Source organism: Brevibacillus parabrevis (assembly GCF_022701015.1).
In the GTDB taxonomy this organism is placed as follows: domain Bacteria; phylum Bacillota; class Bacilli; order Brevibacillales; family Brevibacillaceae; genus Brevibacillus; species Brevibacillus parabrevis.
Genome location: NZ_CP064090.1, coordinates 5,270,007 through 5,282,652, shown reverse-complemented (window position 1 = coordinate 5,282,652; position 12,646 = coordinate 5,270,007). Strand labels below are relative to the sequence as shown.

The following is a 12,646-nucleotide window of genomic DNA, read 5'->3' as shown; positions in this document are numbered from 1 at the left end:
TTTTCTTGTTTCCTTAAAAAATGGGTTTTCATTTCCTTTCTTGGGCACACTATCCGTACTCGATATCGCATGCCCACAATCTAGGAGGGGAAGGCGTTGAGCCAGTTTTGGAAAGCGTGGCAAAAGCGGAAGGACACCCTTCAGGAGAAGGCGCTACATCATCATACGGACAGAAGTATGGAAAATATTTCGGATATAGAGCTTTCATTGGTGATTGATGAAAATATCATGATGATCGAGAAAGGCTTGGGCGATTGCGATGATCTGGTCATCCGGCGTTTCCGGGACAAGCGGGATACCGATTGCGCGATCGTGTTTCTGGACGGGATGGTCGATCGCAACATTATTAGCGAATTTATCATCACGTATATGACCAACCCGCAAATTCCCGTCGATCTGCCCGCGTCAAACGAGCTGGAGTCCACCGACGGGCTGAGACAGGTCATCCGCAATGTTTTGTCGGGAACAGCCGTGCTCATGCGAAATGGCGAAAGCAAAGCGTACTTGAACAACACGCGCGGCTGGGACAGACGAAGCGTGGACGAGCCGCAGACAGAGTCTGTCGTGCGCGGGCCGCGGGATGGCTTTTGCGAGACGCTCTGTGTCAACTCCGCGCTGATCCGGTTTCGCCTGAAGGACCCGAACCTGCGGGTGCGCCACATGGTCATCGGGCAACGGACGCAGACCGATATTTATGTGATGTACATCGAGGGGATCGCCCATCCGCCGATGGTGCAAGAAGTGCTGGCGCGCATGGAAAAAATCAATGTCGATTCCATCCTGGAGAGCGGCTACATCGAGCAGTTGATCCAGGATCGCAGGTGGTCGCCTTTTCCCCAGATTCAAAATACCGAGAGGCCGGACAAGGTCGTGGCTAACCTGCTGGAAGGAAAAGTAGGCATCCTGGTCGACGGGACGCCTTTTGCCTTGATTGCTCCGGCTGTGTTCTCCCAGTTTTATCAAAGCCCGGAGGATTACTATGAACGATTTTACATTGCGACACTGCTGCGGTTTATTCGCATCATCAGTATTTCGATCGCCTTGCTCCTGCCGTCCCTGTACATTGCCTTTAGCGCCTTTCACCCGGAAATGATCCCGTCCCGGCTCGTGATTGCCATGGCAGCGGGCAGATCGACGGTTCCGTTTCCTTCGCTGGTAGAGGCGTTGTTCATGGAGCTGGCCATCGAGATTTTGCGGGAGGCGAGCGTCCGGCTGCCGGGGCCGATCGGACCGACAATCGGGATCGTCGGAGCGCTGGTAGTAGGGGAGGCGGCGGTGTCTGCCGGGCTGGTCAGTCCGGTCATGGTCATCATTGTCGCGGTGACGACGATCGGATCATTTGCGTCTCCCAGCTACAGCGCGGCGATTGCCATCCGGATGCTGCGCTTTCCGGTCATGCTTCTCGCGGGAATGTTCGGCTTGTACGGGATCATGCTGTTTTTGATCGTCATTTTGATTCATTTGTCCTCGCTCAAGTCGTTCGGCGTGCCGTACATGTCGCCGCTCAGTCCGCTGAATTTGAGGGGGATGAAAGATTTGTTCATCCGGGCGCCGCACCATTTGCTGCGAACCCGCCCCACCATGTTTCATGTACACGATGAAATTCGAATGAGAGAGGATGAAAAACCGTGAGCAGGCAGGACGTGAGCAGCCAACAACAAACGTTTTCCTTGTGGCAGCAGACGTCCTTGATTACCAGCACGCTGATTGGGGTAGGGGTTTTGACCTTGCCGCGCACCACCTCGGCCATCTTGTATGAGGCGGGATGGATGTCACCCCTGTTCGGTTCGATCGTCGCTTTTGTCTCCGTCTGGATGATCGCCAAGCTCAGCCAGCATTTTCCGGGGATGACCTTCATCGAATACAGCACGATTGTCTGGGGAGCGAAAAAAAACTCGCGCATGGGAAAATGGCTCAGTCTCCCCTGGATCATCCTTTATCTCGGGTTCATGTACTTGTCGACGGCAATCGTCTCGCGAATTTTTGGCGAGGTGGTAGTGACATCGGTTTTGCTGGATACGCCGCTCGAAGTGATTATCATTACCATGTTTTTGCTGGCATTCATTCTTTCCTTGCACGATCTGGAGGTTGTCGCGCGCATCAACGAGCTGTTGCTGCCGATGATTTTGTTTCCGCTTTTGTTCATCGCGTTTGCTTCCTTTCAAAAAGCGGAGTGGAACAATCTGCTGCCGCTTTTTCGAGCTAGTGGCTCCTCCTTGATCAAGGGGGCTTACGAGGCGATTTATTCTTTTTCCGGCTATGAGATCATGCTCATCTTTTTTGCTTACGCGCATGAAAATCAAAGCAAGGTGAGGGCAGGTTTTTACGGGATCGCGATGGGCATGTTCGTCTACACCTTGATTGTCGTGGCTGGCATTGTCGTATTCGGCTACGAGGAGCTGCAGCGCGTGGCCTGGCCGACTCTGGAGCTGGTGAAAACGACGCAAGTGCCCGGATTGATCCTGGAACGTCTGGAATCGGCTTTTCTCGCTGTGTGGGTTACCGCTGTGTTTACGACAGTGGCGAACGCCTACTACGCCGTCGTATACGGATTGCGGCAGCTGTTCAACAGAGGGTTGGGCTTTCAGCGATTGATCTCGGCTATCATGTTCATTCCGCTCTACTATATCGCGCTGTGGCCGCAAAACATCGTCGAAATGTTTCGGGCCAGCTCCTACTTGGGCATATACAGCCTCATCCTCAATCTGGGAATACCGGCCCTCTACTTGACTATGCTTTTCTTCCGAGGTGTGGGACGAAAACAAAAGGAGAGGAATGCAGATGGCTAAAGGGTGGCTCCGAATGGCAATTGTTTGTTTGTGCGCCTCTCTTTTGACAGGATGCTGGGACAGAAGAGAGCTGGAGGAGCGAACCTCCGTCCTCGCGATCGCGATCGATATGGCAGAAGGACAAAAAGATTTGTACAGATTGACTGTGCAAATTCCGATTCCGATCAAAATCGCGGGAAGCAGCGGACAGGGAGGCGGCGGGAATGCCGATGCGGTAAAAATCATGAGCGTGACCGGGCGGACGATTCTCGATGCCAACAACAACCTGCAATTGCGGCTGAACCAAAAGCTGTTTTTGGGCCATACCCGCGTGCTCGCTGTCAGTGAAGAAGTGGCAAAAAAAGGAATCAGCGACATCATGGACAGCTTCCGCCGCGAACCGCAAATCCGCCGCCTGATGTGGCCGATCGTCGTCAAAGGAGAAGCCGCCACCTTGCTCAAAATCAAGCCGCAACTGGCGCAAATCCCTGTCGTGTTTCTCATGGATCTGATTGAGAACGGAGTGAAGATGGGCGCGATCCCGGATCAGACTTTGGGAGACTATTTCAACCAAACGTCCAACAAATCGATGCAGCCGTTCCTAAACTACGTGCAGGCAAGCGCAACCGAAGTGCGCTGGCGAGGTGTGGCCGTCTTTCGCGAGCACAAGATGGTAGGCACGCTGAACGATGTTCAGTCGTGGTCGCTTTTGCAACTGCGCAACGAAGACCGGGGAGGCGATGTCGTCATCCCGTTGCCCAATACAGACAACGGCTATGTCACCTTTCGCCCCCATTTTGTCAAAACCAGGCTGGAGCTTACGGAGAAAAGCAAGGGAGGAAACAAAAACAACGAAGCGTTTGCGGCGATGTTTTACTGTGAGCTGCAGGGCGATATCGTGGAAGTGACCGCGAATACGAAAGTGTCGCCGGAAAAGTTTATCCAGGACATGCAGCGGCTGATCAAAAAAGAAATGGAGGAGCGGGCGAAAAAGCTGTTCTACCAGTTGCAAAAAGAAGACAACAGTGACATTTTGAAGCTCGGCCTTGCTCTTCGGGCACACCATTACCGCGATTACTGGGAGAAGCACGATTGGCATAAGGATTTTAAAAATTTTCCAATTGGCGTAGATTATACGATCAAAGTTCGCCGCTTAGGGATGGAAATGCAATAGGAGCCGATGAAGATGGAAAATCAACGGGGCAGCATCAGTACATGGCAACTAATCGCAATCCTGATCAGCTCGATGATCGGTGTAGGCATCCTTACCTTGCCGCGGACAGCAACGACCCAGATGCAGGAGATGGGGTGGCTGGGGCCGCTGATCGGCGGATTGATTGCGGTCATTCCGCTCATGTCCATCATTTACTTGAGCAAACAGTACCCGGGTTTGACTTTTGTCGAATACGCTCCACTTATATTTGGCGGCAAACGTCACCAGACATGGGGGAAAATTCTCCATTTCCCCTGGATTCTCGCCTACCTCTTGTTTCAGTTTTTGAATACGGGCATGGTGGCGCGCGGGTTTGGCGAAGTGATCGTGACGACCGTGCTTTTGGATACACCGCTGGAAGTAATCGTGCTGACCTTGTTCATGATTGTTCTCTATTTGTGCATGCACGAGTTCGAGGTGCTGGTCCGTGTGAACGAGCTGTTGTTTCCGATCATGTTTGTTCCGATCCTGATCATTCCGTATGTGACGATCAATAGCGCGAGCTGGTACAACCTGCTTCCGTTGCACATCGACTCGTGGAAAGGGACTGCCGAAACCGCCATCGGGACGTTTACGATGTACACGGGATTTGAGCTGATGATGATCTACTTCGGATTGGCTATGCCGGGGGCGAGAATTGCGCTTGCTACATGGGGCGGGTTGAGCTTCACAGTCGTGTCGTACGTGCTGACAGTGGCAGCGGGCATTGTCGTGTTTGGCTACGAAGAACTGCAACACCTCATCTGGCCGACATTGGAGATGGTCAAGACAGCGCAGCGGACAGGCTGGTTTCTGGAGCGGATGGAGTCCGCTTTTCTCACGATCTGGATGGCTTCTGTCTTCACGACGTTTGGCAACATGTACTATACGATGATTTACGCGACGCGCTTGTGGCTGAAGAAGGGAATCCGATTCCAGCGCATCGCTGCCCTTGTTTTCATCATCCCGCTTTTTTATGTCTCGCTGGGACCACAAAACATCGTCGAGTTTTTCGCCTATGCCCAGAAGTTGACGTATTTCAGCTATTTGCCAACCGTGCTCTTTCCGACTTTGTTGGCGGTCATCCAGTTGTTTCGGGCGAGAGGTGCTCATGCTGTGGCAGACGACAAAAAGGGAGGGACGTAAAGTCGTCTCTCCCTTTTGCCTGATGTCTTTTGGATTAAATCGGCTTTTCTGCCTGAGCGGGCAGGTGGGATGCGATCGTCTCCACCATCTCCTGGCGGGCGGAGGAGTCGCTGTTTTGCCACAGCACTTCAAACAGGACGCCGAGACCAGGCAATGTTTTTTCCTGGCCGCTTGTGATCGCATCGGTGATCGTTTCTTGTACCGCTCCTGAATCGGAGCCTTGCATTTTGTACATGATCGCTTGACGCAAATTGAGCGAGGCAATGTTCATAACCTTATCTAGCACCTCTCTTGTGTAAATGAATACATGGGTTAGTATTTGTCTTCGCGGGATTGCCCATACCCCCTTTTGTGGCGAGGGATTTCATTGTACTATCAGAAAGTGCCGAATCATAAGGCTGGAAAAAGTAATGCAACTTTGGCGCTCTCTTGTGCAAAGCACGGTTTGCTAATGCTATAATGCTTCATATTGGATATGGATCGAAGGAGAAGATCAGCATGTCAAAACAATTTGCCATTATCGGGATGGGACGGTTTGGTTCCAGCGTGGCCAGAACGTTGTACGAAATGGATTACGAAGTGATGGGAATCGACGAAAACGAAGAACGCATCAATGAAAATATTCAGTACGTCACCCACGCGGTAGCGGCTGACTCGACAGATGAACGGGCTTTGAAAGAAATCGGCATTCGCAATTTCGACGTGGTTGTCGTGGCGATCGGGGTGGATATTCAGGCGAGCATTTTGACAGTCCTGACACTCAAGGAACTGGGCGTGAAAAAGATCGTCGCCAAGGCGCAAAACGAGCGACACGGACAAGTGTTGTACAAGGTGGGAGCCGACCGGGTCGTATTCCCCGAGCGGGACATGGGCGTGCGGGTAGCGCATAACCTCATCTCCGCCAACGTCCTCGATTTTATCGAACTGGCAGAAGACTACAGCGTGGCAGAGGTCGTGGTATCGTCCAAACTGGTAGGCCAGAACTTGAGACAGCTCGATATCCGCCGAAAATACGAGGTCAACGTCATCGCGATCAAGAGCGGAGACAAATTCAATATCGCACCAAGCCCGGATGAAGTCATTCAGTACGGAGACGTGCTTGTCGTGATCGGAAACAACAAAGATTTGAAAGCATTTGAGGAGCGGGCGTAACCATGGCATATGAAATCATCACTTCTGTTCAAAACCCGCTGGTGAAAAGACTTCACCAGTTGCTCGATAAAAAAGGCCGGGAGGAGCAGGGGCGTTTTCTCGTCGAAGGCGCCCATCTGGTAGAAGAGGCGCTGAAAAGCGGAGCGCACGTCGTGACAGTCCTGTACGATCAGGAGCGGAATCTCGATCCGGCCTGCCAGCGGGCACTCGCGAATCATCCCCAGGATACGCAGGTGATCGCAGCTTCTGCTGCTGTTTTGGCCAAGCTGTCGGAAACGAAGTCGCCGCAAGGGATTGTGGCTGAAGTAAACAAGACGGCGAACGAATGGGACGAATGGGTGAACAAGCTGTCCGACCAGGACGACACGCTGCTGTTGTTCCTCGACGAAATCCAGGACCCGGGCAATCTGGGCACGATTTTGCGGACGGCAGAAGCGGCTGGAGTCGACGGGGTCGTGCTCGGTAAAGGCAGCGTCGACATCTACAACGGCAAAGTCGTGCGCGCCACGATGGGAGCGATGTTCCGCCTCCCGCTGTTCATGCGGGAACTGGGCCAAGCGGCAGAAGAGTGGAAGCGCCAGGGCGGCCGTGTCCTCGTCTCTTCTTTGGCACAGGACAGCGTAGCGTACGATCAGGCGGAGTATTCCGGCAAAATCGCGCTCGTCATCGGCAACGAGGGCAGAGGCGTTTCTAAAGAAATGCTGGCGTGCGCAGACCAATTCGTGCACATTCCGCTGTACGGCAAAGCAGAGTCGCTGAATGCCGCGGTTGCGGCGGGAATTTTTGTGTATGAGGCACAGCGCAACAGAAGACGGTGACATGTAACCAAAACAGGGATACTGGGCATTGCTCCAGTGTCCCTGTTGTTTTTGACCGTGAGTTCAACCAGCTTCAGCCGATTCGGCAAAGTACCTGATGAGAAAGTCGCGAAATTTGCGGGCAGCGAGGGAGAGGTAGCGCTTTTCGTGCCCAACAATCTGGAAATTGCGCTGGCAAACGGGGAACTCAATGCGCAGCAGGTTCAGCGGGGAGTTCGGGCCTCCGCAGTTGCCTACCAACGCGACGCCAAGCCCGGCCCGGACAAGGCTTGCAATGGCGGCAGGCTCGTCGACCCGGCACACTTTCCCGCTGGAGCAGGCCGGCGATGCGCATCGGGCCATCGAAACGAGACGCGGACGCGGGAAGATCGTCCTCACCATCGACTAAGCAAGGGCGGGAGAGAACCAGGGGGTGCCGCGCCCTTTTGCCCTTTTTCACTCACGCAGCCAATAAAAAAGGCATTCCAACAAAGTTGAAATACCTGCATGCTGCATGTCAGCCGATTTTTTGCTCGCTTTTTTTCTCTTTAAATTCCTCGCGCGCCAGCTGCCATTGATCTTGCGCCATGCGAATGATGCCGCTTTCGATCGTGTGATTGCGGAAAGCGAGTGCCTTGCCGAAATACTTGATGGCGAGATCGAATTTTTCCAGGCGGCGGTACAGCTCGCCGATGAGGTACAGAAGGCGCACCTCAGACATGTCCTTGTCGCCGCGCGTATAGTCGGAGTGAATGTACGACTCTTCGTACTCGTCTACTGCCATCGCGATGAAGCGCAGCTCTTCCGGGAGGTTGTCCTGGTAACGGTACAGCCAGGCAAGCCGCAAGTACAGGCCGGCTTTCACCGAATGCGGCTGGTCTGTCAACTCAGCGGCGTAAATCGCCAGCTTGTAGCTGACAATCGCTTCCGGCACCTTGCGAATCGAGCCGAAGTCTTTTGTTTGCCACTTCGAAGAGATATGCTCAGCGACCGCCTGCTTTTGCCATGGAGCAAGCTTGGTTGTGAACTGGTCGGTAAAAGCAAAGCCGCATGTCGGGCATACATTTACGGTGTACAATATCGGATTCAAGGACTGCTCCTTGAAAGTGGTATAGAAGTCGCTGTCGCGGTGAATCATGGTAAGAGTTCCGCTTCTGACTCGCTTGGTGGAGAAGGCTGCTTCGCAGTGCCGACAGACATTGGTTTTATCATAGAGGGCCGAAACCTTATCGATCATGTCAAAAGTCCCCTTTCAGATTCGCGAAAATCGATCTAGGGCAAGCAAGTGAGTATGTAACATTTGTAGAATTGAAAGTTAGCTCTTGTTGCGCTATAATTTTCCTACATCTTGATTATAACGCAAAGCGATGACGGAGACTAGTACGCAGGTCCTATCTGTTTTTCAGGGAGAAGGTGCCACAGACTGCGAGCATCTTTAGCACGATAGCTGCCGAATTCACTCCGTAGCCGCACTCTGAACCGCATTGGCGCAGTAGGAGCAGCCGGGTCATTCCCGTTAGCAATGAGCTGAAGTGAGGCAGAAGTCTTGCTCGCAGTTAGTGATAATGTCACGGTTTTGTCACAAGCGAGCAATCTGTCTAACAAGGGTGGTACCGCGAGAAAAAAGTAACTCGTCCCTTTTTGGGGCGGGTTTTTCTTTTTTTATCAACAGAAAAAAGGAGCGATTCGAAGTGCAAACTCGGTTGCAAGAAATGAAGGAGTCCGCACTGGGGCAAATCAGCCAGGTGACGGAAGCTGCACAACTTCAGGATTTGCGCGTCAAATACCTGGGGAAAAAGGGCGAGCTGACAGAGCTTCTGCGCGGCATGGGCAGCCTGTCTCCTGAAGAGCGCCCGGTGGTAGGGCAACTCGTGAATGAAGTGAGAGAAGCGCTGGAGGCTGCTTTTTCCGGCAAGCAGCAAGCGATTGAAGAGGCGGCACTGAATGCGAAGCTGTCCTCGCAGACGGTCGACGTGACTTTGCCAGGACGTCCGGTGCCTGCCGGAACGATGCACCCGCTCTCCCGCATCATCGAGGAGATCGAAGACATTTTCGTCGGACTGGGCTTTGAAGTAGCTGAAGGTCCTGAGGTCGAGCTGGATCATTTCAACTTCGAGATGCTCAACCTGCCAAAAGGTCATCCGGCTCGCGACATGCAGGATACGTTTTACGTGACCGACGAGATTTTGATGCGCACCCATACTTCTCCGGTGCAGGCGCGCACGATGCTGAAAAAAGAAGGCAAAACTCCGGTGAAAATCATCTGTCCCGGAAAAGTGTATCGCCGCGATGACGACGACGCGACCCATTCCCACCAATTCACGCAAATCGAGGGACTGGTTGTCGATAAAGGCATCGGAATGAGCGACCTGAAAGGAATCCTTTTGACCTTTGCCCGCCAAATGTTCGGCGCCGATCAGCAAATTCGTCTGCGCCCAAGCTTCTTCCCGTTCACGGAGCCGAGCGCAGAGGTAGACTTGCAATGCTTCAACTGCGGCGGCCACGGTTGCCGGGTGTGCAAACAGACAGGCTGGATCGAGATTTTGGGTTCTGGCATGGTGCATCCGCGCGTGCTGGAAATGGCAGGGTACAATCCGGAGGAAGTCAGCGGATTTGCGTTTGGAATGGGTGTAGAGCGAATCGCTATGCTCAAATACGGGGTGGAGGACATCCGCCATTTCTATACCAACGACGTGCGTTTCTTGCGTCAGTTCAACCGAGGCTAGAGAGGAGAGGCAAAGATGAAGGTATCATACCAATGGTTATCCGAGTACGTCGATCTGAGTGGAATGACGCCCCACGAGCTGGCTGAAAAGCTGACTCGCAGCGGGATTGAAGTAGATGCGGTAGAATCCCGCAACGCGGGTGTTTCTGGTGTCGTCATCGGCTATGTAAAAGAACGCAGCAAGCACCCTGACGCTGACCGCCTGAACGTATGCGTCGTCGATGCAGGGCAAGGAGAAGATTTGCAAATCGTCTGCGGCGCTCCAAACGTAGACAAAGGACAAAAGGTGCTCGTGGCCCTGATTGGCGCGAAATTGCCTGGCGGTCTGAACATCAAGCGCTCCAAGCTGCGCGGCGTGGAATCGCAAGGCATGATCTGCTCGGCAAAAGAGCTGGGCCTAAACGACAAGCTGCTGGCAAAAGATCAGCAAGAAGGCATCATGGTGCTGCCTGAGGATGCGGAAATCGGCATGGATGCGATCTCTTACCTCGGTCTGGACGACTACGTGCTGGAGCTTGGCTTGACGCCAAACCGCTCCGACTGCCTGAGCATGCTCGGTGTTGCTTACGAAGTAGCCGCTATTTTGGGCAAAGAAGTGGTACTGCCGCAGATCGAGCTGACGGAAAATGGCGGAGACAACCCGCTGCAAGTGTCGATCGCAGCCGAAAACGAATGCTATCAGTACCATGGCCGCCACTTCACCAACGCGAAGATCGCCACTTCTCCGCAATGGATGAAAAACCGCCTGATGGCAGCGGGCGTTCGTCCGATCAACAACGTCGTGGACGTAACCAACTACGTTTTGCTCGAATACGGACAGCCGCTGCATGCGTTTGATGCGACACAAGTCCAGGATCGTACGATTGTCGTTCGCCTGGCGGAAGAAGGGGAGAAGCTGGTTACGCTCGATGATCAAGAGCGCGAGCTGGATGCGCAAACTTTGCTGATCACCGACCCGGCAAAAGGCTTGGCGATCGCAGGGGTGATGGGCGGAGCCAACTCCGAGATCACGAATGAAACGAGTGAAATCATCCTCGAAGCCGCTTGGTTCACGCCGCAGACTGTACGCCGCACCGCTCGTACGCTGGGCATGCGCACAGAAGGCTGCGTCCGTTGGGAAAAAGGAGTCGACCAGGCGCGCGTGCAGGAAGCCGGGGAGCGAGCTGCTGCCCTGATCCAGCAACTGTCTGGCGCAACCGTATCCAAAGGCATCCGTTCCGCTGTCGTGAGCGAAGCGAAACCAGCGGTTGTTTCGGTGACTCTCGCCAAAATCAACCAGCATCTCGGAACGAGCTTGTCGGCCGCAGACGTCTCCCCGATTTTCGAGCGTCTGCAATTCCCGTTTGCCGTGGCAGAAGACAACTGGACGGTAACAGTCCCAACCCGCCGTGGCGACATTACGCTACCTGAGGATTTGGTGGAAGAAGTGGCTCGCCTGTACGGCTACGACAACATCCCGACCAGCTTGCCGACTGGCACGACTACGCAAGGCCAGCTGACCAATGAGCAAAAACTGCGCCGGACGATCCGCCACCACCTGATCGGAACCGGATTGAACGAAGCGATCTCTTATGCGCTCGTGCACCCGGATCGCGTAGAGGCAGTAGCAGGACTCCACCAGCATAAAGTCAATCCGGTATCCTTGCTGATGCCGATGAGCGAGGAGCACAGCACGCTGCGCACAAGCCTCGTTCCAAGCCTGTTGGAAACAGTGGCGTACAATAAAAATCGCCAAAATCACGACGTCGCCATCTTTGAACTTGGCCGCGTGTTCTTGTCTGCGGAAGAAGCGCTGACGCAGCTTCCAGAGGAGCGCCTGTATGTGGCAGGTGCGCTGACAGGGCAGTTGCTGTCGCAAAACTGGATGGGCGCGAAACAGCCTGTAGACTTTTATCAGGTCAAAGGGATCGTCGATTCGCTCCTGGCTCGTCTGGGAATCCGCACAGCCGAGTACAAGGCGGCGGCGGACATTGCTGGCATGCATCCAGGCCGCACAGCGGAAGTATGGGTCAATGACAAGCGCCTCGGCTATCTGGGGCAAGTGCATCCAGGTACGGAAAAAGCGTACGACTTGTCTGAGACTTACGTGTTCCAGTTCGATGTAGCCGAGCTGATTGAGGCAGCAGCAGATGCGGGCCACTACAGCCAACTGCCGAAGTTCCCGGCTGTGACGCGCGATCTGGCGCTGGTTGTCGATCGCAGTGTGCCAGCAGGAGCGCTGGAAGCGACGATTCGCGAAGCGGCGGGCGATCTGCTGGAATCATTGACACTGTTTGACGTGTACACTGGCGAGCGGATTGCGCAGGACAAGAAGAGCATGGCGTTTGCCCTCGTGTTCCGTAACGCGGAGCGCACGCTGCAAGATGAAGAGATTCAGCAAGTGACAACGGCTGTTGTCGAAGCGCTGAAAAACAAGACGGGTGCCGAACTGCGCATGTAACATGGCTTGACGAACTCTGACATTTTCAGTAACCTAAAAAGGATACAGTAGAGCAAAGGTCGCAGTAGGGAGGAACCCCTCGTGCAAGGTGATGGGAAAAATCGTTTGACGGTGGATATCTTCGGCCAACAATACCGGCTCAGTGGCAAGGCAAGTGTCAATCACATACGCATGGTGGCCGGTTTCGTTGATGACAAGATGAACGAAATCGCGAACGGCAACCATCGATTGGACACGGCTAAAATTGCCGTACTCTCTGCGGTGAACATCGCGGATGAATACTTCCGCTTGCGTCAAGAGTACGAAGAACTGCTGAAGATCCTTCAGGAAGATGCAAATGAAAAGCCGATAGATTAAGGGAAAGAGGGGCTGCGGCCTCTCTTTTCGCATTGTGCGGCAAAAGCTTGGACACAAAGGAGGGGCAGC

The 12,646-nt window shown here is 53.8% G+C and carries 12 protein-coding genes and 1 pseudogene; 10 read left to right on the top strand and 3 right to left on the bottom strand.

From position 1 onward, the window contains the following. The first annotated feature begins 96 nt into the window (after positions 1–96). The 4 genes from IRJ17_RS24290 to IRJ17_RS24275 are packed head-to-tail and all read left to right on the top strand — an operon-like array spanning position 97 to position 5,106. Positions 97–1,632, top strand: a complete 1,536-nt coding sequence (locus IRJ17_RS24290) for a spore germination protein (protein ID WP_122963150.1) — start codon at positions 97–99, stop codon at positions 1,630–1,632. Next, the gene (locus tag IRJ17_RS24285; protein ID WP_122963151.1) at positions 1,629–2,789 is read left to right on the top strand and encodes a GerAB/ArcD/ProY family transporter; all 1,161 of its coding nucleotides are present in this window, start codon (positions 1,629–1,631) and stop codon (positions 2,787–2,789) included. The genes IRJ17_RS24290 and IRJ17_RS24285 overlap by 4 nt, the downstream gene beginning before the upstream one ends. Continuing rightward, on the top strand, positions 2,782–3,942 hold the full coding sequence (locus IRJ17_RS24280; RefSeq protein WP_122963152.1) for a Ger(x)C family spore germination protein: 1,161 nt from the start codon (positions 2,782–2,784) through the stop codon (positions 3,940–3,942). Before IRJ17_RS24285 ends, IRJ17_RS24280 begins: the two co-directional genes overlap by 8 nt. A gap of 12 nt (positions 3,943–3,954) precedes the next feature. Continuing rightward, entirely contained in the window at positions 3,955–5,106 is a 1,152-nt protein-coding gene (locus IRJ17_RS24275; RefSeq protein WP_122963153.1) for a GerAB/ArcD/ProY family transporter, read from the top strand. A gap of 34 nt (positions 5,107–5,140) precedes the next feature. Here IRJ17_RS24275 and sspI read toward each other — a convergent pair whose 3' ends face one another. Further along, the gene (gene sspI, locus IRJ17_RS24270) at positions 5,141–5,377 is read right to left on the bottom strand and encodes a small acid-soluble spore protein SspI (protein ID WP_063227234.1); all 237 of its coding nucleotides are present in this window, start codon (positions 5,375–5,377) and stop codon (positions 5,141–5,143) included. Positions 5,378–5,604: 227 nt separating this feature from the next. On the opposite strand from sspI, the gene IRJ17_RS24265 reads away from it, so the two are divergent. Then, positions 5,605–6,258, top strand: a complete 654-nt coding sequence (locus tag IRJ17_RS24265) for a potassium channel family protein (RefSeq protein WP_005829288.1) — start codon at positions 5,605–5,607, stop codon at positions 6,256–6,258. A 2-nt stretch (positions 6,259–6,260) separates the two neighbouring features. After that, positions 6,261–7,076, top strand: a complete 816-nt coding sequence (rlmB, locus tag IRJ17_RS24260; RefSeq protein WP_122963154.1) for a 23S rRNA (guanosine(2251)-2'-O)-methyltransferase RlmB — start codon at positions 6,261–6,263, stop codon at positions 7,074–7,076. 63 nt (positions 7,077–7,139) lie between these two features. Here rlmB and IRJ17_RS24255 read toward each other — a convergent pair. After that, positions 7,140–7,379: pseudogene (locus tag IRJ17_RS24255) on the bottom strand (LysR substrate-binding domain-containing protein); the annotation flags it as partial. Between IRJ17_RS24255 and IRJ17_RS24250 the strand changes: the two are divergent. Next, entirely contained in the window at positions 7,351–7,464 is a 114-nt protein-coding gene (locus tag IRJ17_RS24250) for a zinc-binding dehydrogenase (RefSeq protein ID WP_242772119.1), read from the top strand. The pseudogene IRJ17_RS24255 and the gene IRJ17_RS24250 sit on opposite strands and share 29 nt — an antisense overlap. A 108-nt stretch (positions 7,465–7,572) precedes the next feature. Here IRJ17_RS24250 and IRJ17_RS24245 read toward each other — a convergent pair whose 3' ends face one another. Further along, entirely contained in the window at positions 7,573–8,292 is a 720-nt protein-coding gene (locus IRJ17_RS24245; protein WP_173596221.1) for a DUF2225 domain-containing protein, read from the bottom strand. Positions 8,293–8,746: 454 nt separating this feature from the next. Here IRJ17_RS24245 and pheS point away from each other — a divergent pair, with 454 nt between their 5' ends. The 3 genes from pheS (at position 8,747) to zapA (ending at position 12,577) form a co-directional block, all read left to right on the top strand. After that, positions 8,747–9,781: a phenylalanine--tRNA ligase subunit alpha gene (gene pheS / locus IRJ17_RS24240; RefSeq protein ID WP_122963156.1), complete on the top strand. Its 1,035-nt coding sequence runs from the start codon at positions 8,747–8,749 to the stop codon at positions 9,779–9,781. 15 nt (positions 9,782–9,796) lie between these two features. After that, positions 9,797–12,220, top strand: coding sequence for a phenylalanine--tRNA ligase subunit beta (pheT, locus tag IRJ17_RS24235; protein ID WP_242772117.1), 2,424 nt, complete (start codon positions 9,797–9,799; stop codon positions 12,218–12,220). A gap of 81 nt (positions 12,221–12,301) precedes the next feature. After that, positions 12,302–12,577, top strand: coding sequence for a cell division protein ZapA (gene zapA, locus IRJ17_RS24230; RefSeq protein WP_063227229.1), 276 nt, complete (start codon positions 12,302–12,304; stop codon positions 12,575–12,577). Positions 12,578–12,646: the final 69 nt, after the last annotated feature.

Coding starts and splice junctions, on each gene's coding strand:
- IRJ17_RS24280 (WP_122963152.1), top strand. CDS start 2,782: ATGGCTAAAGGGTGGCTCCGAATGGCAATTGTTTGTTTGTGCGCCTCT.
- IRJ17_RS24275 (WP_122963153.1), top strand. CDS start 3,955: ATGGAAAATCAACGGGGCAGCATCAGTACATGGCAACTAATCGCAATC.
- sspI (WP_063227234.1), bottom strand. CDS start 5,377: ATGAACATTGCCTCGCTCAATTTGCGTCAAGCGATCATGTACAAAATG.
- IRJ17_RS24265 (WP_005829288.1), top strand. CDS start 5,605: ATGTCAAAACAATTTGCCATTATCGGGATGGGACGGTTTGGTTCCAGC.
- rlmB (WP_122963154.1), top strand. CDS start 6,261: ATGGCATATGAAATCATCACTTCTGTTCAAAACCCGCTGGTGAAAAGA.
- IRJ17_RS24250 (WP_242772119.1), top strand. CDS start 7,351: ATGGCGGCAGGCTCGTCGACCCGGCACACTTTCCCGCTGGAGCAGGCC.
- IRJ17_RS24245 (WP_173596221.1), bottom strand. CDS start 8,292: ATGATCGATAAGGTTTCGGCCCTCTATGATAAAACCAATGTCTGTCGG.
- pheT (WP_242772117.1), top strand. CDS start 9,797: ATGAAGGTATCATACCAATGGTTATCCGAGTACGTCGATCTGAGTGGA.